Below are 20,857 nucleotides of genomic sequence, written 5' to 3'. Positions count from 1 at the left end.
CTTTTACGCCGACCAGTGCATTGCCGACTGCGAGGGCGTTCATGGCCTATCGAAATGACAAATGGAAGGCGCGCCAGTGACTTAATTGCGCGACTTGTCGTCGACTTCACTCACGCCGCCATACGGACCTGATTGCGGCCTGCGTGCTTGGCATCGTACAATGCACTGTCGGCGCGGGCAAAAAACGACAGGGACGTGTCGCCCGGCACCAGCTCTGCAATGCCGGCGCTGATAGTCACCGCGGGGACGACGTCGGTCGCGCTTTCGGTCGCCACGCAATGACGCAAGCGTTCGGACATGACCCGCGCAGCACTCTCATTCGCGCCCGGCACAACCCAGACGAATTCCTCGCCGCCGACCCGCGCCATTATGTCGGCATCGCGCGCTTGATCGGACGAGATACGGGCAATCGATTGCAGCACTTTGTCGCCCGCAAGATGACCGTAGGTGTCGTTCACCGATTTGAAGTGATCGATGTCGAAAACGATAAGCACCAAGGGTTTGGACGTCCGGCGCGCTTGCAGGATCATTTCATCCAGCTGCGCCATGAGGCTTCGGCGATTGGCCAGACCGGTCAGCGCATCGGTCTCCGCCAGTTCGCGCGCGCGGCTCGCCTCTCGCACGGCAATGGCCCGCGAAAACTCGAGCTTTCTGACCTGTTCGATCTGGTCCGTCACGTCACGAACGACCGCAACGACGCGGACGGTCTTACCTGTATCGTCGTTCAGGTTGCACGCTTCCACGGCCAGCGCGCGTGCGCAGCCTTCAAAATCGCGGATGTCGAACCTCAGTTCGTACGGGCTCTCCTCAGCTATCCGCTCTTTGATGGCACCGACCAGGTCGACATTGTTGGCGAGCAACAGCGTTTCGGCGTCACCCTCCAGAAACGGCTCATCGCCGGGTACTCCGAAGATGCGGCGCAGTCCGCTCGACCATTGCTGTGCGCCCGAGGCGGGATCGTATTGCCAGATACCCAGCCCGGCGATGTCTTCCGCCAGGCTAACGGTCTTCACCAGTTGATCCATGCGCTGCCCGCGCAGGCGCGCCAGTTGCGCGCTGAAACGCGCCTCTCGGCGTGCGATTCGCGTTGCGACAAGAGCGGCCACCGCGAGTAGGAGAAGCACGATGCAGGCAAGAAACAGGATGTCGCTGCCGATGACCCGGCCAAGAACGCTGCGATCCGTTTCGAACATGACCCGATCGAGATTGGGCGCGAGCGCGGACGGCGAGAGCAAGAGGTCGTGCATCTTGCCGATGCTGTAAACGCGGACGGTTTAATCAGGCGCACCGAGCGGTTGTGTAATGCTACGTACCGCCCGCAAAGCCGGAGAGGCTGATGCAGCCTAGGCTGCGTCTGCCTGCTGCTGGCTCATCTCCGAATTGAGTGTCTCGGCAATCAGGAATGCCAGTTCCAAAGATTGTTCAGCGTTCAGGCGCGGATCGCAGTGCGTGTGATAACGGTCGCCCAAACGCTCTTCAGTAATCGCAACGGCGCCGCCGACACATTCAGTCACATCCTGCCCCGTCATTTCGATATGGATGCCGCCGGGATGCGTGCCCTCTGCGCGGTGGACTTCGAAAAAGCCTTTCACCTCGGTCAGGATGCGGTCGAATGGCCGCGTCTTGAAGCCCGTATCAGACTTGACGACATTGCCATGCATCGGGTCGCAGCTCCAAACGACCGGATGCCCTTCGCGTTTGACCGCGCGGACTAGCTTGGGGAGCCCATCTTCTACCTTGTCATGCCCGAACCGACTGATCAGCGTGATCCGTCCAGGCTCGCGCGAGGGGTTGAGCACATCAAGCACCTCAAGCAGCGCATCGGGTTCCAGCGAAGGTCCGCACTTCATGCCAAGCGGATTACCGATCCCGCGCGCAAATTCGATGTGTGCGCTGCCCGGGAAGCGGGTGCGGTCGCCAATCCAAAGCATGTGTGCGCTGGTGGCGTACCAATCGCCGGTCAGCGAATCTTGCCGTGTCAGAGCCTCTTCGTAGGGCAGCAGAAGACCTTCGTGACTGGTGTAGAAACTCGTTCCCTGCAGCTGCGGAACAGTGGCTGGATCGACACCGCACGCTTCCATGAATTCAAGCGCCTCGCCGATTCGATCCGCCATTTGCGCAAACTTGTCCGTCCACGGGGTGCGGCCCATAAAATCGAGCGTCCATTGATGGACTTGCTGAAGGTTTGCGTAGCCGCCCCCTGCGAACGCGCGGAGCAAATTGAGCGTCGCGGCGGCCTGGCTGTATGCCCGGACCATCCGGTTCGGATCGTTGCGACGCTGCTCCGGATCGAACTCTATGCCATTGATATTATCGCCGAGATAACTCGGCAAAGTGACATCGCCTTTCGTTTCGGTCGGAGCGGAGCGCGGCTTGGCGAACTGGCCTGCCATCCGGCCGACTTTCACCACCGGAAGTTTGCTCGCAAATGTCAGAACGACCGCCATTTGCAGCAAGACGCGGAATGTGTCGCGAATGTTGTTCGGGTGAAATTCGGCAAAGCTTTCGGCGCAGTCGCCGCCTTGCAGCAGGAAGGCCTTGCCATTGGCAACATCGGCAAGATCCGATTTCAGCGCTCTCGCCTCGCCCGCGAATACCAGAGGCGGATATGCCGATAGGGTCTTTTCAGCCTGCGCAAGCTCCTGAGTATCTTCGTACTGCGGCAGGTGGCGCGCCTCGAAGGACTTCCAGCTTTGAGGGTTCCAGTTTTCGGCCATATTCATAATCTTCTAATCTGAACTGAGAGCGCGCCGCTATATTGCGCGCACATCATCTGTAAAGCGTGCCGGTCATTCGCGACAACATTATTTCGCGAAGAGCCTGATCGAGCTGGCCGATATCAGCGGCCTATAACGGGTGGCTGAACGTTTGCCGGACTCACCGCGCTCTTTGGTGAAAGCGCGTTGCTCTCCGAGACCTCGGCGAGCTGCTGCCCCTCGGGAATGACCGCCAGTTTGAGCGGGGCGCGCTGGCCGAAATACCGCTCGGCGAGAAACTGCATGATCTCAGGGGTCGTCTGAGAGAAATCGGAAAGCAGAGACCGCAATTTATCGACCCGCTGAGGGTCCGTGGTCGCGCCTTCGAGATTGAACAACCAGAACTGGTTTCCGGTGGAGGCGCGGCGGATCAGCTGGCCAAGAGGTTCGGTCACACGCGAAAGCTCGTCCGCTGTGGGCGGATTGGCTGCCAGGTCCTGAGCGATACGATCCGCCTCCGCGAAGAAGATCGGCACGAAATCGGGTTCAAGCTGAGCCAGCGCAGTGATCGTCCCACCGGCAGGCAAATCGGCCGGCCACTTGGAAAACACCTGCGGGGAATAGCTCGCGCCGGCGCGTTCACGCAGCGCCTCCAGCAGGCGATTGTTGAACAGCTGCGTAAGAATCTCGAGCTGGCGCGATTCCCGTATATTGGCCATACCGCCGCCGCTGCGCCATGCGATCACCGCTGCAGCCTGATTTGCGTCCCCGCGATGTTTGAGCACCATCGGGTCGCTTCCCACTTCGGGGAAATCGGGAACACGCGCAGCGATTTCGGCAGGGATCGGTTCGCGGTCGGGCAGAGCACCGAAAGTCTGGCGCAGCTTTTCGACGATTGCGTCGCGGTCGAATTCACCGAATACGAGCACTTCGACCGGACCCTGCTTGAGCAGGGGCTCCCACGCCGCTCGGAAACCCTCGGGCGTCACAGCCTCGAGCGCTTCTGGCGTTGGCGTCGCAAACCGCGGGTCCTTGTCCGTTACAAGATATTCCAGGTCGCGGTTGAGGATACCGCCAGGGCTGGTCGAGAAAGTGTTGTATGCCAGTTCGCCTGCGGCTTTCGCTCTGATGACCGGATCGGCATCCCAGCGCGGCATCCCCAATTTCGCTGCGAAAAGATACAGCTGGTCGGCTACGTCGCTTGAACGGGTCTGCGCCGTAAAAGTGAACACTGCGTCCTCGACCGCAAAATCAAAGCCGAGCTTGCGTCCTGTCGCGAGTCGATCGATCTCGTTCTGGCCAAGCTCACCCAGACCAGATCCGACCAGAGCCATCTCGCCAAGCGGGGCGTAGACGGCAGTGCTCTCGTCAAAAGCGCGGTAGCCTGCGCCAAACCGCACGCGGACTGTGACCCGGCCCGGCTCGGCATTGTTGGCCCACAAGAGCGCACGCACACCATTGGCGAAATCGACCTGCTCCACCTCGAGCACACCGAGCGGTCGCTCGCTCACGATCGTACCCGGTTCGCCGATGGCAGGCAGCTCATCAAAGGAAATGGTTTCGGCGGCCAGACGCGCCGTTGCATCGACGGCGACCTCGCTGGCCAGGGCCAGCTTCAGCTCTTCGGATGTGGCCTCTCCGATTGCGGGCGTGACATAGACGGAGCGTACAACGTCACCTTCGAAAAGTTTTTTCGTCCGCTCCAGCACTTCTGCCGGGTTCAGACGATCCTTCATTCCGCGAAACACGTCGAGGACAGTCTGCGACGACGCCACGGTCTCTCGAATATCGACGGCATTGACGAGATTATCGGCAAGGCGGCTCCCCGCCTCTACGCTCGCCTGCTCCACCTGATTGACGAACACGACGTCGAATTCTGCGGCTTCGCGGTCGATCTCTTCCTGCGTCGGCGGATTGGTGATGGCGTCCTGAATAACGCTGCGCACATCTGCGAGGGCGGCTTCCCAGTCTTCGGTGAGTGGGGCGAAGGTCACAAAGGTCGCATCGGTCGAACGAGAGACATCGTCCTGCTGGACCTGAGCGTAGAGATACGAGCCGCCCGCTCTCGCGCGCTGCTCAAGCCGGCGATTGATGAGCGCCTGCGCAACGGCATCGAGAAGCAGACCTTCGTTGTAGACGATCGTGTCCTCGACCTTGCGCCATGGACGCATCACTGCATAGGTCAGACTGCGCGGAAGATCGGGTTCCACACCCACCGACAATTCGCCAATCGGCCAGCCGCTACCGGCTGCAGTGATCGTTCCATCAGGAGCGACAGGGTCGCCGAAATCCGGGGCTTCTGCAGCCTCGCCGGTCCCTTCCCAATCACCAAACCATTGCTCGACCAGTCCAGCAAGTATCAGGGGATCGGCATCGCCCGCGACGACGATCACCGTGTTTTCAGGTCGATACCAGCGGTCGTAGAAGTCCTGGATCTGGGGCGCGTTGGCCCCTTCCAGCGTTTCGATGGTGCCGATGGGATTGCGAGTGGCGAGGCGCTGCCCTGCAAAAAATGTACGGCGCGTCAGATCTGCCACGCGCTGCGATGCTCCGCCGCGCTCGCGTTTTTCGGCAAGAACGATCGGGCGTTCGGCTGCCACGTTTTCGTCGCTCAGAACCGGTTCGCGGATCATGCCCGAAAGCAGTTTGAAGCTTTCGGCCAATTTGGCGCGATCGATGTTGGGAATGTCCAGCTTGTATGCAGTGTGCGTCGGGCTGGTTTCGGCATTGGCATCGCTGCCAAAGGTCGCTCCCAGCCGCTGCCACGCTGCAATCGCCTCTGCCTGGCCCAGATATTTACTCTCGCGGAACAGCAAGTGTTCGAGCAAGTGGGCATAGCCCTGTTCCCATTCACGTTCGTGCAGCGAACCTGCATCTACGCGCACTCTGATCGAAACCTGTTGCGGAGGCACGCCGTTGCGGCGCACCGCATAACGCAGGCCGTTATCCATTTTTCCGAACAGCCATTGCTCATCGACGGGGACATCGCTGCCCTCGTAAAGCCACGGCACTTCGCCGCCTGTTTGTAGCGCCTGAGGTGCCGGGATGGCGGGCTGCGCGTCCACCTCCTGAGCGGCGGCGGGGGACAGGAGCGCTGCAGGCGCGGTCAGGAATGAAAGGGTGGCTGCGACCCGGAAAAGAACGTTCATGCACCCTTTATAGGGCGGCAAGGTCTGAAGGGATAGTGAATGTGTGCTGACAGGCGGCCTAGTAAAGCTTGCTTGCCGCGCGCCTGCCCGCACCCTATTTAGCAGATATGTTCATCGAGACCGAGACGACGCCCAACCCGTCGAGCCTGAAATTCCTACCCGGCCAGACCGTGATGCCCAGCGGCACACGCGAATTTGCCTCGCCCGAGGCGGCAGAGGCCAGCCCGCTTGCGCAGGCAATTTTCGATACCGGAGAGGTCGTGAATGTCTTCTTCGGATGGGATTTCGTGACGGTCACCGCCGCTCCGGGTACGCAGTGGTCGGCGTTGAAACCGCAAGTTGTTTCAATCCTGCTCGATCACTTCGTGTCAGAGGCACCGCTTTTCGCAGGCGGCAGCGCCGACGGAATCAGCGTCCCGGCCGAAGATGCTGAAATGGCGGTCGAGGATAAGGAAGAAGACGCCGAAACGATTGCAGCGATTCATGAATTGCTGGAAACCCGCGTACGTCCCGCCGTTGCGGGCGATGGCGGCGACATCGCCTATCGCGGGTTTTCAGAAGGCGTCGTCTACCTGACCCTGCAAGGCGCGTGCGCTGGCTGCCCGTCGAGCACCGCGACGCTCAAACACGGGATAGAAAGCCTGCTGAAACATTATGTCCCTGAAGTCGTTGAGGTGAGAGCAGCATAGATCTCTCACGTTTTTCAGGGACTTTCATGACGAAACAATATCACGACCATGTCCTGTCCGACGCAGTGCTCGGACAGCTTTTCAACGACGCGCGCACCTATAATGGCTGGCTCGACAAAGGTGTTTCGGACGATCAGATCCACGCGATCTGGGACCTCATGAAGATGGCCCCCACGTCGGCCAACATGCAGCCGGTGCGAATTGTCTGGGTGAAGTCCGACGAGCAGAAAGCCAAGCTGGCCGAATGCGCTTCCGAAGGCAATCAGGACAAGATCAAGGCCGCGCCCGTGACCGCCGTGATCGGATACGACATCGATTTCCACGAAGAGCTTCCCTGGCTGTTCCCTCACGCCGACGCCAAGAGTTGGTTCGAGGGAGACGAGGAAGGCCGGAAGCAAGGCGCGTTCCGCAATTCCTCGCTTCAGGGTGCCTACCTCATCCTTGCCGCCCGCGCAGTCGGTCTTGATTGCGGCCCCATGTCAGGCTTCGACGAAGACAAGGTCAACGATACTTTCTTCGCCGACCAGCCGCGCCACCGCGTCAATTTCATCTGCTCGGTCGGCTACGGCGATCCGGAGACAATTTTCGATCGCAGCCCGCGGCCCGACTTTGACAAATTCAATTCGATAGCCTGATCAAAAACGCAGACTTGCAGGGCGGCGCTGCCTGAGGCAGTGCCGCCGCATGCGCACGCTCGCGATTGAAACTGCTACGGAGGCCTGTTCTGTCGCCTTGTTCGAGGACGACAGTCTCATCGCGCACGACCATCAAGTGCTCGGCCGCGGTCATGCCGAACGGCTTGTCCCGATGATCGCCAATCTCCCGGAAAACGGAAAATCCCAACGCATTCTCGTATCTCTCGGTCCGGGCAGCTTTACCGGCGTGCGAATCGGAATTGCAACCGCGCGCGCGCTGGCGTTTGCGTGGGGCGCGGATGTTCTCGGTTATCCCACTCTGGCATTGGTTGCTGGTATGGCCCAGAGCGAACGTCCCGAGCCGGTGACCGTCTGCATGAATGGCGGGCATGGCGAATGGTTTGTCGCTGACTACGACGTCGGTGCGGAGCCTTTGGGAGCGACCGTTTCGCTCTCCCCGGAAGCGGCCCATGCTCGCGGAGCTCAAGCAAATATCGCTGGCAACAGAGCGGCGGAGTTCGGCGAACTGCTCGGCCTCGATCCTTCTCACATTCAGTTTCTGCTACCCGATGCCTGGTTCGCGCTGGCGCTTCCTTCCCCACTCTTGAGCGCTTCGCTCGCCCCGACATATGGCCGCGGGCCCGACGCCGTCCCTCAGGCAGCGAGCCGGACCTGATGAACGAGAGCCTCTGCCTCGTCGACCCGATCATGGCGGTGATGGAAAGCGCTTTCGATCCGGCTTTCGGCGAAGCCTGGAACCGCCGCCAGATTGCCGATGCACTCGCAATGCCCAGCACACATGCCTTGGTGATCGACGAGGGCGGACGGATCGTGGGCCGCGATAACGAGGGCTCGCCCGCAGGCTTCGTTCTCACTCGTCACGCCGCGGACGAGGAAGAGCTGCTGCTCATCGCGGTCATGCCGGAATACCGAAAGCGGGGATTGGGTAAGCTTCTCATCGACCAATTCTTTGCCGCGGCCAAAGCGCGCGGAACCACTCGGGTCTTTCTTGAAATGCGCCGGGGAAATCCCGCGATCGAACTTTATCGCAAGACCGGCTTCGAACCGATTGGTGAGCGGCCAAACTATTATCGACTTGCAAATGGCAGCCGGGTGGATGCGATTACTTTCGGCTGTTCGATATAGTCGATGTTATATTATATCAAGATCGAACAGCAGGCAGTCGCTGCTCTTGCAATGATTTGTTTGTTACGCCATGAGCCGGAGATCGGAAAACAATATTCCGAAATAAAACAAAATCGAGGAACTCATGGAAGACTTGGAAATCGAAATGAAAGAGACGCTGATCACCTTGACCAGCGATATCGTAGCCGCACATGTCAGTAACAACAGCGTCGCGGTCGACGATGTGCCTTCGCTGATTACGAATGTGTATTCTGCACTCTCCGGTCTGGGGGAAGAGAGCAAGGCAGAGGAACCGCGGCCAGAACCGGCCGTAACGATCCGATCTTCTATCAAGAAAGATCACATCGTCTGCCTCGACTGCGGCAAGAAAATGAAAATGCTCAAGCGGCACCTTTCTACCGAACACGGTATGACACCCGAAGAGTATAAAGCGCGCTGGGAACTGTCCTCGGATTATCCGTTGGTCGCTCCGAACTACGCCGAAACCCGCCGCGACCTTGCCAAGAAAATCGGCCTCGGCCGGAAACCTGGCAGCGGACGTGGGCGCAAGAAAAAGTAAGTTGTGGCTGGCGCGTCACCAACCGGCTGGGGGTGAGGTGCCACGCCAACTTGAGCAAGGCACCCTGTCTCGTCTAAGAGACGGGGTGCTTTCCTTTCGGGCTGCGGAACACAGAAACGCGATGCAGCCCCTGCGGCGACGGAGCTTTGCTTGAACCAAAGAATCGATCTTGAACAATTGTGCGCCGAAAAAGGCCTACGGATTACCGAGCAGCGACGGGTAATCGCGAAAGTCTTGTCCGAAAGCGACGATCACCCGGATGTCGAGCTTTTGCATGAGCGCGCATCGGCGATCGATCCCAAGATATCGATTGCCACCGTGTATCGCACCGTGCGCCTGTTCGAAGAAGCGGGTATCCTGGATCGGCACGATTTCGGCGATGGCCGTTCGCGCTATGAACCTGTGCCAGAAGCGCATCACGACCACCTCATCGATGTGGAAACCGGCAAGGTTGTCGAATTCGTCGATCCGGAAGTCGAATCTCTCCAACGCCAGATTGCCGAACGCCTGGGATATCGGCTCGTCGATCACAGGATGGAGCTCTACGGCGTCAGGCTTTCACGGGATGGCTGACAACCCGGCTGATCACGGGGTCGATGCTACCAATACCAAGGTCTGGGATCTCAGAGTGGGCGCGGCCCGCGGAGAGACGACACCGATATCGGCGGGCGGATGGCTGCGGATCGCAATCAGGTCGCTTGGCTTGGCGGTCTTGCTGCTGATCTTCGTGCCGCTGCATTACCTCTATCGCATCTTCGCCTACGGTTCGCCCTTCCCCATGCTGTTCCTGCGTCTCGCCGCGCGCATCTCGGGCGCGAAGGTTCAGACGCACGGCACCCATCTCAAACGTGATGTTTTCTACATCGCTAACCATGTGTCCTGGCTCGACATACTGGCGCTTGCCGGCGCGAGCGGGACCGCATTCGTTGCCAAGGCGGAACTGGCGTCTGCGCCGCTCGTCGGCTGGCTCGCCTCACTCAACCGTACGGTCTTCGTAAAGCGGGAAAACCGCCTGGGCGTCGCTGAACAGATCAATGCGCTGAAAGAGGCGCTTTCCGACAATTGGTCGGTAACGGTATTTCCGGAAGGGACAACGACCGATGGGCATTCACTGCTTCCATTCAAGACGAGCATGCTTTCGGTGCTCGAACCTCCGCCGCCCGGCGTGATGGTGCAGCCAGTCTTCCTCGACTACGGACCGGTCGCGGAATGGATTGGCTGGGTGGGTCAGGAAACCGGCCTCAACAACGCCAAACGCGTTTTGGCACGCAGAGGCACGTTTCCGCTGCACATTCACTTCCTCGATCCGTTCAGTCCCGAAGAATATCGCGGGCGCAAGGAGATCGGCGCGGAATCGCGGCGCCGGATAGAGGACGCCTTGTGCGAAGCACTCGGAAAACCGCTACGCACTTTCGAGCACGACGTTCCGCCAATTCGGTACTCGGCCAGCAGCGCGGCGAAGTTCCCCAGCGAAACCGACCTCTGAACCTAAAGACCCGCGCGCACCAGCCAATCGTGGAATAGACGCACGGGGCGTGCCTCCAGAGCGGTCGGCTTGCACACGAACCAATAACTGTAAGGGCTCTCGACCGAATTCGAGGACAGGTCGGTGAGGCGATTGTCCGCCGCTCTGCGCATGTGATCGTCATGCATGATCGCGATGCCCAGCCCTTGCGCCGCAGCTTCGAGCATCAGCTGACCCGAATCGTAATGATCGATCGCTGCGGGCTCCAGATCGCCGACATCGTGCGCTTTCTTCCAGGCCTCAAAGCTTTCAGGCAATTCATTGTGAATCAGGAACGTTTGCTTCGACAGCGTCTCGGCGCTGACTTCTTCCCCGACCGTTCGGGCAATTTCCTTGCTGCAGATTGCGTGGACCAGATTGTGATCGAGCCGAACCGCATGAAGGCCCGATGCCGGACCGCGGGAGAGAATGATTGCGGCGTCCAGCGTGTCGCCTACGCGGTCCTCCAGATGTGGGCCCGTATCGATATCGATATGGAGCAGCGGATGCCGTTTCCGCAGCTCTCCAAGGCGCGGAAACAGGCGCTGACTGCCAAACAAGGGCAGCACGCCGAGCCGCAAACGAAGCAGTGATATGTTGTCAGACTGGCTCTCGACAGCGCGTGCGAGCGATTCAAGGTGCGGATTGACGGCTTCGTAAAAAGCCTGACCTTCATCGGTCAGCTGCATGGATTGGCGCGCGCGCGTGAACAGCTTTTTGCCGACGAACTCCTCAAGATTCGTGATGCGGCGCGAAAGCGCAGACGGGCTGAGACCGATTTCTTCGGCAGCCGCGCGCGCCGATCCAAGACGGACCGTGCGCATGAACGCTTCCAGCGCGCGAAGAGGGGGCAAACGACGTGACGGCATTCAAGATTCTCCAGATTTACAGGAGATACGCAGCGCGGCGCATTTGGATGCAAAAAATCGAAGGATAATCGAAAACCAATCCGGGCGCGTGCGTTTATTGCACTTCGTTCGCATCTAGGGTGGGAGCGGGCGCGTGAAGGCGCAGACGTTTCACATGCGTTTCATCCGCCGCTGTCACTTCAATTCGCCAACCACTCGGATGTTCCACGACCGTACCGACTGGCGGGACCTGCTCGGCCAACACGAACGCGAGGCCCCCGAGCGTATCGACTGATTCCTCGACTTCGGCGAGGCGCGGATCGACCGTCTCGGCAACATCATCCAGCTCGGCGCGAGCATCGCAATCCCACATGCCGTCCCCGATAGGAACGATCAGCGCTTCCGGCGTTTCGTCGTGCTCATCTTCGATCTCGCCAACGATCTCCTCGACCAGATCTTCGATCGTGATGATGCCGTCAGTGCCGGAAAACTCGTCGAGAACTATCGCAAGGTGCACACGCCGCGCGCGCATGTCAGCGAGTACATCGAGTGCGCCGCGCGATTGCGGTACATAGAGCGGCTGACGCATCAGGACCGTCCAGTCGCGCGGCGGTTTCTTGCCGTTGGCGAGATAGGGGAAGACGTCCTTGATATGGATCATGCCGATCACGTCGTCGAGCTTGTCACGGTACACCGGCAAACGCGAATGACCGTTCTCGCTGAACGCATCGACCAGCTCTTCCCATCTTATCGAGGCATCCACACCGACGATCTCGCCGCGCGGCACCGCCACGTCATCCGCATCGTGCTCGCTGAAGTGGAGCAGGTTGCGCAGCATCTGACGCTCGACCGGCGACAGGTCGCCATTGCCGGCCGTGGTTTCGGCCGAAGCTTCGCCTTCGTTCTCGTCTTCATGCTCGTCGATTGCCTCTTCGAGCTGCGCGCGAAGGCTGCGTTCGCCGTCTCCGGCACCGACTATCTTCTTGAGAGCGAGCCACAGCCCGCTGCTACTCTCCGCGTCTCCGGCGGGGGATTGGGAATCGGGCATGGCCCTATCAACGCACTCCGTTCAATTGCGATCCCCATATGGGTCCGATATGCCCATTTTTGCAAGAGCGGCTGTTTCCAGAGCCTCCATCGCTTCGGCCTGGGTGTCCGAATGCACATGATCATGCCCGGCGAGGTGCAACAGGCCATGCACGATGAGATGCGCTGCATGGGTGTCGAGATTGACGCCCTTTTCCTCCGCTTCGCGCGCGCAGGTTTCATGCGCGAGCGCAATATCGCCCAGCATGACAGGCGGTCCTTCGGGATCGAGATCGAGTAATTCGCCGCGTTCCAGCATTGGAAAGCTCAGCACGTTTGTAGGCTTGTTGCGCTCACGCCATTCCCGATTGAGTGCGTGAACCTCGGCATCGGTGGTGAACAGCAGGCTCGCGCTTAGGCGCGGATTGACGAGCGCAGGCTCAACTACAGCGCAAGCCCGCACAGCGCCTTCGGCGAGTGCTTCCCACCCACCTCTTGGCCAGCCCTCAATGTCGAGATCAAGTTGCAAGCGAACCCTCGCAATTCCAATGGCTTACCTGAGACATGGACCGCATGTTACACGGTCTTGGGATGAAACAATCGACTATGTCGGGATAAGGGCGTTCGAATTGATCGGAACGAGGAGCGTTATCATGCATGGACCCGCGCATAGCGTGAAAATCGCAAAGTAGGAAAGGACGGCGACACGTTCACAGTGGTCGCTGACTTGCAATCGAATGCGGCGTGTAGTGCCCAGGTGAGTCGCCACCCAGTTTCGCCCCGCGGCCCTTCGCCGTTCTCGCCAATTAGTCAGTTTGCCTGCTTAGTGGAGGCCGGATAAGGTGTCCCTCGCTCAAAGGGGATGGTTTCATGGTGACCGGTGCACGGATGATTGCGATTGCGCTGCTGTTGGCCACCACCACCGCGACCGGAATCTCAAGCGCGCAAGAGGCGGATTCCACAGCGCCAGCTTCGATTGCGGGCGACATCTTCGATCAGGATGAAATGTGGGACGCCATCAATGCCGATCCAGCATCGGGACGGGCGAGGGCCATGGCCTTTCTTGAAGCCGACCCTCCGCTCTCGCCCGACAACAAACGGCGCGCCCTCAACATCATCGGCGTGAGCTTTGCCATGCAGGGCCGAATGGACGAAGCGCTGGTCTATGCGCATCGGGCGCTGGACATGGCGATAGACCAGAACGATTACGTTTCAGCCTCGCGAGGTTGGACCAATATCGGAGCGATGGAACAAGCTCGCGGCGAACTGTCTGCCGCAGTCGAAGCCTTTGGCTACGCCGTCGAACTGTCCAAACAAGCCGACCAGGATGCTGTTGCCCACGATCATACTTTGTCGAATTTCGGGAGTTTGTTGCTCGAATTCGGTCGGCCCGGCGACGCGATCGAAATGCTAGAAGAAGCGCGCCCCCTTCTCTTGGCCGACGAAAGGCCGACCGATCGCGCGGGCGGCTTTCTGCCCCTCGCGCGGGCGTATCGAACTGTCGGGCGGCTGGACGATGCCGGCATCTTACTCGAAGAGATCAGGGGCTTTCTCGATCTCGATGAAAGCGCCGAACTCACGGCCGCATTGCACTGCGAGGAAGCACAGCTGTCGCTAGCGAGGAACCAATCTGCCCAAGCGCGTTCAGCCGCACAGCGGTGCCTCAGTGTTGCGCAGAATTCGGACCTGCTTTTGCCCCAAGTGGATGCCCTTGCGGTTTTGGGAACAACCGCCGTGTCGGCGAACGATATCGGAGGTGCCAAAGCGAACCTCGCGCAGTTGACTTCGGTGCTCAACCAAGCGGAAAACGCAGTCTCGTCGGGAGGTGATCCTGCGCCGTCTATCCTGAGAAGACGGCTAGAGGCCAATCGTATCGCGGCAGACATTGCGATCCAGGAAGGGCGGCTTAGCGATGCGCTGGAAAACCTCAGGATGCGCATCGCCTACGACGAGACCCTGGACGCGATCGCTGAGAAGGCGGGGAGTACGCTCGATACCTTGCGGTACCGGCAAGAGCTCGACACGCTGAACGTTCGGCTTCTCGAAAGCGAGGCAGAGGCGCTGCAATCACGCAATGCACAGCAGCAGCAATTCATCCTGGGTGCCCTGGTGCTGGCAGCGTTGCTCGCACTACTCGTATGGGTTTTGTTTCGGAGCGATCGCGAAAAGCGGCGACTAAACGCGGCCCTGCAGCGCTCGCTTAGCGGTCAACGCTTATTGAACCTGGACATGCAGCATCGGGTGAAGAACAATTTGCAGCTGCTGCTGTCGCTGTTGAACTTGCAATTGCAAAGCGCCTCGATCGAAAGCGCCTCTGCCGTGAAGAGCGTGAAGAACCGCATCCTTTCAATGGCCGCGCTCTATAACAATCTCTACACGGACGAAGAATCCGATATCGGTGCGACAGTGAGCGCTCAGGAAATGCTGCCCGAGTTAATCGATCGAATTGCAGGCACCTACGATGCTGCCGATCGGATCGGGACCATCGCGATCGGGGACGTTCATTTCGACAAGGCAACTGCCTCACCACTTGGCCTTCTCGTGGCCGAATTGGTGTCAAATGTTTTCAAGCACACGCAAGACAGTTTCGATCTGTCTCTCGTTTCCCGGGACGATGACGGTCTCATCCTCACCATTAGCGATAACGGAGCGCACTTTTCCGTTAGCAACAATTTCAGAAGCGGCGGGGGACTGGATATCATCAACGAGCTGGCGCAACAGATCGGTGGAACGCTGCAGCATGAAACCGTGCCACAAGCGGGCAACAGATGGACGCTGGAGTTTGCCAACAGGGCGGCAGCGGCCAAGAGCCAGACGTAAAGCCAAACCTAGAGCAGTTACTACCGGGCCGCCAAAGAATTTACTCGCCCTTCCCCTCGTACGCTTCGACGATCCGGCCCACGATCGGGTGGCGTACCACGTCGGCAGCGGTGAAGCGGATCGTGCCGAAGCCGTCGACATCCTCCAGCTTTCCTACCGCATCGGCAAGACCTGACATCGAATCGCCGCCGGGAATGTCCACCTGCCGCGGGTCGCCGCAGACCACCATTCTGCTGTTCTGGCCAAAGCGGGTCAGGAACATCTTCATCTGCTCGCGCGTGGTGTTTTGCGCTTCGTCCAGGATGACGAATGCATCGGCAAGCGTGCGTCCACGCATGAAGGCGATGGGAGCGATTTCGATCTCGCCGCTCTCAATCCGCCGCTCGACCTGTTCCGGCGGCATACAATCGTACAGTGCGTCGTAAAGCGGGCGCAGGTACGGATCGACCTTGTCCTTCATGTCGCCCGGCAGGAAGCCGAGCTTTTCTCCTGCTTCAACAGCAGGGCGGGAAAGGATCAGACGCTGGACGCTGCCGGTGATGAGCTGACTGACCGCCTGTGCGACAGCGAGGTACGTCTTGCCAGTCCCCGCCGGGCCGAGGGCAAAGATGATATCGTCGCGTGCGAGGCTGCGCATGTAGGTGACCTGCGTCGCGCTGCGCGGCACAATTGTCTTGCGCCGGGTGCGGATCATGATCGGCGGAGATTCCTTCTCGCCCGAAATGATCCCTTCAAGAGTGGGCTCGTTCGACATCGCGATCAGCGCCTCGATCGCGCCCGCATCGAGATCCTGTCCCATGGCCAGCCGGTCGTACATGGTGTTGAGCGTCTCGCGCGCCCGCGCCACATTGTCCTCCGGCCCTTCGATAACGATCTCGTCACCGCGGGCATGGATCATCACCGAAAGCCGGTTTTCCACTTGCACGAGGTTTGCGTCGAATTGCCCGAACAGCGGACCGAGCAATGATTGGTCTTCGAAACTGAGCTCGGCACGAGCGCGGCGCGGTTCGCGGATCGGGGTCGGATCGGGCGAAAGCTCAGGCTCTCGCTGACGATCGGCTGTGCGGGTTGGTCTACGGCCCATAAATTCCTTTGCATCGCGGCGGAATACGACCCGCCCTACGAGTCGGAAAGGTAAGCGTCGCCCAGCGCAAAGCAAGTTGGCAACCCTCATCGAACAGTGGAAAGTCATTGTTCGTTCACATCGAAACCGCGATCATCTAAGATGCAATTTCAGGCGACTCACCAGGTTCAAGGAGTGCGCGGCTTGCAGATTTCGTACCTGTTTTTGGTGTTCGCTACCTTGGTGGACCAACCGGAGGCCGGATCGGCGCCATCCGAACAATCGGTTGTCAACGATCCCGTTCCGGAAGCACAACGTTCCGAGAGCGATAGCGCGATCGTGGTCGAAGGTCCGCCCACAGTACTCGAACGTAGGCGCGAGCTGCGCAATATGGTTGCAAAAGTCGTGAATGAGCCGCGCCCCGGTCGTACCGTGGCCACTTATTTCGATGCGATCTGCCCGCAGGTCAGGGGTTTACCGGAAAAGGAATCGCGCGTGATCGAGGCGCGCATTCGCGAGAATGCCGAAACGCTCGGCGCCAATCGCAGAAACCCGTCGCGCGGTTGCACACCGAACGTCAAAGTCATCTTCGTCCCATCTAGCAAAGGACCGGCTGACCAGTGGGTAACGGCCGACAACGATATGCTCGATCATCTGCGCAGCTATCAACGCACGGAGGTGCTCAACGACCCGGATCCGGCGCGCGCGTGGACCTATGTGGCCGATCGCACGGCCGATGGTGGCGAATTTCCGAAGGCTCTCCGCCAGAGAATAGACGGCCCGCTGGATTGGAGCAATTCGCTGCGAATGGTCTCGCGCCTTACGGTCGCATCGACGGTCGAGATCACTCAGGCAGTGGTGATGATCGAAATGGCGGCGGCGCAGGACAAGACCCTTGGGCAGTTGGCCGATTATGCATCCATGCGCACCTTCGGCAACACCCGGAGCATCGATCCCGAGACGACGCCAGCGGCGCCGACCATTTTGAAGTTGTTTCAGGATGATAACCCGCCAGAGGAACTGACCACTTTCGACCGAGCGCTCGTCGCAAAGCTCTACTCAACGTCGCGCAACTCGCCGCAATGGCGTTATCTCAGCAATATAGCGGATCGGGCGCTGACGATGGAACAGACGCAACAATCAGCGGGAACCGAGTAATTCGCCCCGCAGCGAATTGGGCCCAGCCTCAACAAGGTCGACTTCGACCATGTCGCCGATGCGCACATCCCCTTCGATCCAGACCGATTGCAGCCACGGGGATTTGCCGAGCCATTGGCCCGGATGCTTGCCCTTGCGCTCGACCAGCACAGAGCATGTCTCGCCCGCTTTCGACTTGTTGAACGCGAACTGATCTCTATCGATCCGGGCCTGTAGCCGCTGGAGCCGATCGTCCATCACCTCTTTGGCGATCTGATTGTCCATTGTCGCCGCCGGAGTGCCTGGGCGCGGCGAATACTTGAAGCTGTATGCCTGCGCATAACGAACTTCATCGACGAGTTTCAGAGTGTCTTCGAACTCTGTCTCGGTCTCGCCCGGAAAGCCGACTATGAAATCCCCTGAAAGCGCGATATCGGGCCGCACTTCTCGAAAGCGTTCGAGCAGTCGCAAATAGCCTTCCGCGGTGTGCGAACGGTTCATCGCTTTCAGCACGCGATCATTGCCCGATTGAACCGGCAGATGGAGATACGGCATCAGCTTGTCGATCTCGCCGTGCGCCGCGATGAGCGCATCGTCCATGTCATTGGGGTGGCTGGTCGTGTACCGGATGCGCTCCAATCCATCGAACCGCGCAAGCGCGCGGATCAGGCCGGCCAGCCCGACCGCCCTGCCCGCCTCGTCTTCACCGCTCCACGCATTCACATTCTGACCCAACAAGGTGATCTCGCGCGCTCCAGTTTCGATGAGCTTGTGAGCCTCGCCCAGCAAATCGCTGAAAGGACGCGATATTTCCGCCCCGCGCGTATAGGGCACAACACAATAGGTGCAAAACTTGTCGCACCCTTCCTGCACGGTGAGGAACGCGGTTGGGGAGCGCCGTTTACGTTCGGGCAGGCTGTCGAACTTAGCGATCGCGGGCATATCCGTGTCGGTCGCGCGCTCACCCTTCACCGCCTTGTCCAGCATCTCCGGCAAGCGGTGATAGGCCTGCGGACCGACGACCATCGACACGGCCGGGGCACGGTTCATGATCTCTTCGCCCTCAGCCTGTGCGACGCACCCCGCGACCGCGATCATCGGCGCCTTTTGCTGGGTCTTTCCCTTGGTCAGTCGGCCAATATCGGAGTAGATTTTCTCCGCCGCCTTTTCGCGAATGTGGCAGGTGTTGAGCACGACCAGATCCGCATCCTCGCCGTCCGGAGCCTTCGACAGGCCCTGCTCGCTCAGCAGTTCTCCCATACGCTCGCCATCATAGACGTTCATCTGGCAGCCGAAGCTTTTGACCCGGTAGGTCTTGGGAGAGATTTGCGGTTTCATCTGGGGGCCTGTAGTTGATACGCTCATACCGAGCAATTGACGATCTCGTAGAACCGGCCGGAAATCAAATGATCCGATCAACTCAATCTGAGCATTTCAGTACCGAGGCCGGTAGGTTCTAATAATGCTGCTGTCGACACTAGCGCTAATGGCCAGCCCGGCGATCGCACTGCAAGCTGCCCAGCAGGGCGAACAGCCCTCGATTATTGTTCGAGGGGACGCTAAAACATCCACGTCTTTGACCGACCCAGCGACGTATTTCCAGCGCCATTGCTTTGATCGGCAGAGATTGCGCCAGGCGCACACGTTGATCGATGATGATTACGACTGGCAACTTCTCCCGCCGGAATTGCGCGAACAGTGGGACGTCGAGCAAGGCGTCCCGGCTTATATCATGCATTATCCGGAAACCGATCAGATACTGCTCCTCAAATTCGAGTCGATTGCGCACGATGACGGCCTATTTGACCAGGTTTGTACGATGATCGTTTATGGCGGCAAGAGCCACGCACATTTTCGGCATGGCTTGGGGAGAATGATGCGCGGCAACCCGGCCACTAACCATCTCGGACGACTGGACGGATTTGAGACCATTCCCGGCTGGAATCAATGGATTTGGACCGGCAAGTTCGCCCGCAGGAGCGAGCAGTGGAAGGCATATCAAAAGTCCCGAAATCAGCCCACCTTCCTAGTGGTGGTGCATGCATCGTATTATCAGCGCAGCGACTATCTTGTGCTCGACCTGAAAACGCGCGACGACGAAGAAGCGCGCCTGAGTGTTGCGCGCTTGATGCACCGTTCGCGAGATGTCCCGGCGACGCCTCTCGGTATCGTTGCGGATGACAAGTAATTCTCTCGGAAAGTATCATCTCACCCGTTGAGTGCTGCGGCGCGAGCGATGTCCTTCTCTCGGTCGAATCGGCGCAGGATGGTGATCAATTCCGCTTTCTCCGGTACATAAAGCGCATGGCTATCGATGACCACTTCCTGTCGGGTTTGCGGCAGTACCTGAACCCAGCGCCTGCCCGTTTTCACTTCAAGGTCGGCCATGAATTCGACAGGCAATGCCGGATGCGACCATAACCCGAAAGCGCTCGAGCGAAACTTGACCTTCGACGGGTCTCTCCGATCCGCCAGACGAAGTTCTCGCTTGAGCCGTTCAAGATCGCCTTTTGCCAGCAGCACATCGACGTCATTAATGTCGCCAGCATCGGCTCCATGCAAAGCCACTGCCGCGCTGCCGATTATCCACCAGGGTTCATCGGCAGAGGACATCACCGCGGCAAGCTTGACAAGTGTGCTGCGCAGCGCGGCCTCAATCATCGCTCTCGGTCCGGGACTGATGCACGCAAGGGGCGATGGGCCTGTATCCGGTGCCGGGATGCGGCTTGTCCGGCTCGCCGCATTCAACCGCTGGCTTCGCCACGCCGTTGGACGCGACAACCGCGCCAGCGTCGTCGCTTTCGTAAGCAGCGATCCAGGTGATGCAGTCAGCCAGAGGCCGCACCTTGTGCTTGGTGAAGCGGTCGGCTTCCGGAGCGCAATTTATCACGTATTCGTCGGCTGCCGGGACGAGGCTGAATTTCGAGACGCGCCGAAGAAATTCGCCGCGTTCGTTGATCACCGTGCGGCGCACATCGTTGGTCATCGCGTCGCCATTGTAGAACGGGGAGGTGTTGAAAATGTACGCTTTCACCTCGGGGTACTTGATCGACACCTCCGTCGCGAGCGCGCCGCCGAGTGAGTGGCCGGTGACGATCCAGCCGGGCTCATCGCCCCAACGCTCACGTTCAAGTTCGAAATATTTGAGCGCGATCTCGATCTGGTCATCGCGTAGTGTGCCATAGAAAATATCGGTGAACCCATCGAAATCGGTTCCGCGAAACGCGAGAATCCGGGCCACGGGCGTACGCTCACCCTTGTTATCGGGCTGCCCGAGCTGCTCGAATATCTGGTAGCCGAAGCCTTTGCCCGTATCCTCTTCCGCAATGTCGAGGCGCTCGAGCCGTCTCAGCCCGGGGCCAAGGTCGCTATAAAGATCATCATCGCCGACATAGGCGTTGGTCGCGGCAATCGCGAACGGGTAGGCCTCCACGGCCGCTTCCCGCACAAACGCGCACCACCCGCCGGGTTCTGTCCGGCAGGGGGAACGCGATTGTGTGATATCGGGGTAGGTGACGCAGCCGCTCAAGATAAGAAGCAACAGCGAGGCAAAGGCGCATCGCAGCATCACCTGTTCGATTCCCT

20 protein-coding genes are annotated in these 20,857 nt (G+C 59.5%); 10 read left to right on the top strand and 10 right to left on the bottom strand.

The features are described 5' to 3' along the window. Positions 1-110 precede the first annotated feature (110 nt). From KCG45_RS10775 to KCG45_RS10765, 3 genes are all read right to left on the bottom strand, one after another. A complete protein-coding gene (locus KCG45_RS10775) occupies positions 111-1,247 on the bottom strand; it encodes a GGDEF domain-containing protein (protein WP_218317230.1) in 1,137 nt (378 codons plus the stop codon). 96 nt (positions 1,248-1,343) lie between these two features. Then, positions 1,344-2,717 (bottom strand): class II 3-deoxy-7-phosphoheptulonate synthase, encoded by a 1,374-nt coding sequence (locus KCG45_RS10770; protein WP_218317229.1) that lies wholly within the window; start codon positions 2,715-2,717, stop codon positions 1,344-1,346. A gap of 122 nt (positions 2,718-2,839) precedes the next feature. Continuing rightward, on the bottom strand, positions 2,840-5,845 hold the full coding sequence (locus KCG45_RS10765; RefSeq protein WP_218317228.1) for a M16 family metallopeptidase: 3,006 nt from the start codon (positions 5,843-5,845) through the stop codon (positions 2,840-2,842). A gap of 107 nt (positions 5,846-5,952) precedes the next feature. On the opposite strand from KCG45_RS10765, the gene KCG45_RS10760 reads away from it, so the two are divergent. From KCG45_RS10760 to KCG45_RS10730, 7 genes are all read left to right on the top strand, one after another. Next, entirely contained in the window at positions 5,953-6,534 is a 582-nt protein-coding gene (locus KCG45_RS10760; RefSeq protein ID WP_218317227.1) for a NifU family protein, read from the top strand. 26 nt (positions 6,535-6,560) lie between these two features. After that, the gene (locus tag KCG45_RS10755) at positions 6,561-7,169 is read left to right on the top strand and encodes a malonic semialdehyde reductase (protein WP_218317226.1); all 609 of its coding nucleotides are present in this window, start codon (positions 6,561-6,563) and stop codon (positions 7,167-7,169) included. A gap of 49 nt (positions 7,170-7,218) precedes the next feature. After that, positions 7,219-7,845 (top strand): tRNA (adenosine(37)-N6)-threonylcarbamoyltransferase complex dimerization subunit type 1 TsaB, encoded by a 627-nt coding sequence (tsaB, locus tag KCG45_RS10750; RefSeq protein WP_218317225.1) that lies wholly within the window; start codon positions 7,219-7,221, stop codon positions 7,843-7,845. Continuing rightward, on the top strand, positions 7,845-8,315 hold the full coding sequence (locus KCG45_RS10745) for a GNAT family N-acetyltransferase (protein ID WP_218317224.1): 471 nt from the start codon (positions 7,845-7,847) through the stop codon (positions 8,313-8,315). Before tsaB ends, KCG45_RS10745 begins: the two co-directional genes overlap by 1 nt. Positions 8,316-8,439: 124 nt before the next feature. Beyond that, a complete protein-coding gene (locus tag KCG45_RS10740) occupies positions 8,440-8,874 on the top strand; it encodes a Ros/MucR family transcriptional regulator (protein WP_218317223.1) in 435 nt (144 codons plus the stop codon). Positions 8,875-9,024: 150 nt separating this feature from the next. Next, entirely contained in the window at positions 9,025-9,447 is a 423-nt protein-coding gene (locus KCG45_RS10735) for a Fur family transcriptional regulator (protein WP_218317222.1), read from the top strand. Beyond that, on the top strand, positions 9,440-10,360 hold the full coding sequence (locus KCG45_RS10730) for a lysophospholipid acyltransferase family protein (RefSeq protein WP_218317221.1): 921 nt from the start codon (positions 9,440-9,442) through the stop codon (positions 10,358-10,360). Before KCG45_RS10735 ends, KCG45_RS10730 begins: the two co-directional genes overlap by 8 nt. Positions 10,361-10,362: 2 nt before the next feature. Here KCG45_RS10730 and KCG45_RS10725 read toward each other — a convergent pair whose 3' ends face one another. The 3 genes from KCG45_RS10725 to ybeY all read right to left on the bottom strand — a co-directional run bounded on the left by KCG45_RS10725 (position 10,363) and on the right by ybeY (position 12,781). Next, entirely contained in the window at positions 10,363-11,247 is an 885-nt protein-coding gene (locus KCG45_RS10725; protein ID WP_218317220.1) for a LysR substrate-binding domain-containing protein, read from the bottom strand. A 94-nt stretch (positions 11,248-11,341) separates the two neighbouring features. Then, positions 11,342-12,274, bottom strand: coding sequence for a hemolysin family protein (locus tag KCG45_RS10720; RefSeq protein WP_218317219.1), 933 nt, complete (start codon positions 12,272-12,274; stop codon positions 11,342-11,344). 21 nt (positions 12,275-12,295) lie between these two features. After that, positions 12,296-12,781: an rRNA maturation RNase YbeY gene (gene ybeY / locus KCG45_RS10715; RefSeq protein ID WP_218317218.1), complete on the bottom strand. Its 486-nt coding sequence runs from the start codon at positions 12,779-12,781 to the stop codon at positions 12,296-12,298. A gap of 341 nt (positions 12,782-13,122) precedes the next feature. On the opposite strand from ybeY, the gene KCG45_RS10710 reads away from it, so the two are divergent. Continuing rightward, positions 13,123-15,072: a histidine kinase dimerization/phosphoacceptor domain -containing protein gene (locus KCG45_RS10710; RefSeq protein WP_218317217.1), complete on the top strand. Its 1,950-nt coding sequence runs from the start codon at positions 13,123-13,125 to the stop codon at positions 15,070-15,072. Positions 15,073-15,112: 40 nt separating this feature from the next. Here KCG45_RS10710 and KCG45_RS10705 read toward each other — a convergent pair whose 3' ends face one another. Next, on the bottom strand, positions 15,113-16,156 hold the full coding sequence (locus KCG45_RS10705) for a PhoH family protein (protein ID WP_218317216.1): 1,044 nt from the start codon (positions 16,154-16,156) through the stop codon (positions 15,113-15,115). Positions 16,157-16,339: 183 nt separating this feature from the next. On the opposite strand from KCG45_RS10705, the gene KCG45_RS10700 reads away from it, so the two are divergent. After that, positions 16,340-17,293: a hypothetical protein gene (locus KCG45_RS10700; protein ID WP_218317215.1), complete on the top strand. Its 954-nt coding sequence runs from the start codon at positions 16,340-16,342 to the stop codon at positions 17,291-17,293. Here KCG45_RS10700 and miaB read toward each other — a convergent pair. After that, a complete protein-coding gene (gene miaB, locus KCG45_RS10695) occupies positions 17,276-18,610 on the bottom strand; it encodes a tRNA (N6-isopentenyl adenosine(37)-C2)-methylthiotransferase MiaB (RefSeq protein WP_218317214.1) in 1,335 nt (444 codons plus the stop codon). The two genes, KCG45_RS10700 and miaB, sit on opposite strands and share 18 nt — an antisense overlap. A gap of 124 nt (positions 18,611-18,734) precedes the next feature. Here miaB and KCG45_RS10690 point away from each other — a divergent pair, with 124 nt between their 5' ends. Then, entirely contained in the window at positions 18,735-19,460 is a 726-nt protein-coding gene (locus KCG45_RS10690; RefSeq protein ID WP_218317213.1) for a hypothetical protein, read from the top strand. Between the two features lie 20 nt (positions 19,461-19,480). On the opposite strand, the gene KCG45_RS10685 is transcribed toward KCG45_RS10690, so the two are convergent. Beyond that, complete coding sequence (locus KCG45_RS10685; RefSeq protein ID WP_218317212.1) at positions 19,481-19,933, bottom strand: hypothetical protein; 453 nt, start codon at positions 19,931-19,933, stop codon at positions 19,481-19,483. Continuing rightward, positions 19,926-20,705, bottom strand: a complete 780-nt coding sequence (locus tag KCG45_RS10680; RefSeq protein WP_218317211.1) for an alpha/beta hydrolase family protein — start codon at positions 20,703-20,705, stop codon at positions 19,926-19,928. Before KCG45_RS10680 ends, KCG45_RS10685 begins: the two co-directional genes overlap by 8 nt. Between the last annotated feature and the right edge of the window lie 152 nt (positions 20,706-20,857).

It is taken from the genome of Erythrobacter ani (assembly GCF_019204025.1).
GTDB classification, from domain to species: Bacteria; Pseudomonadota; Alphaproteobacteria; order Sphingomonadales; family Sphingomonadaceae; genus Erythrobacter; species Erythrobacter ani.
This window is presented reverse-complemented; position numbering and strand designations above follow the sequence as displayed.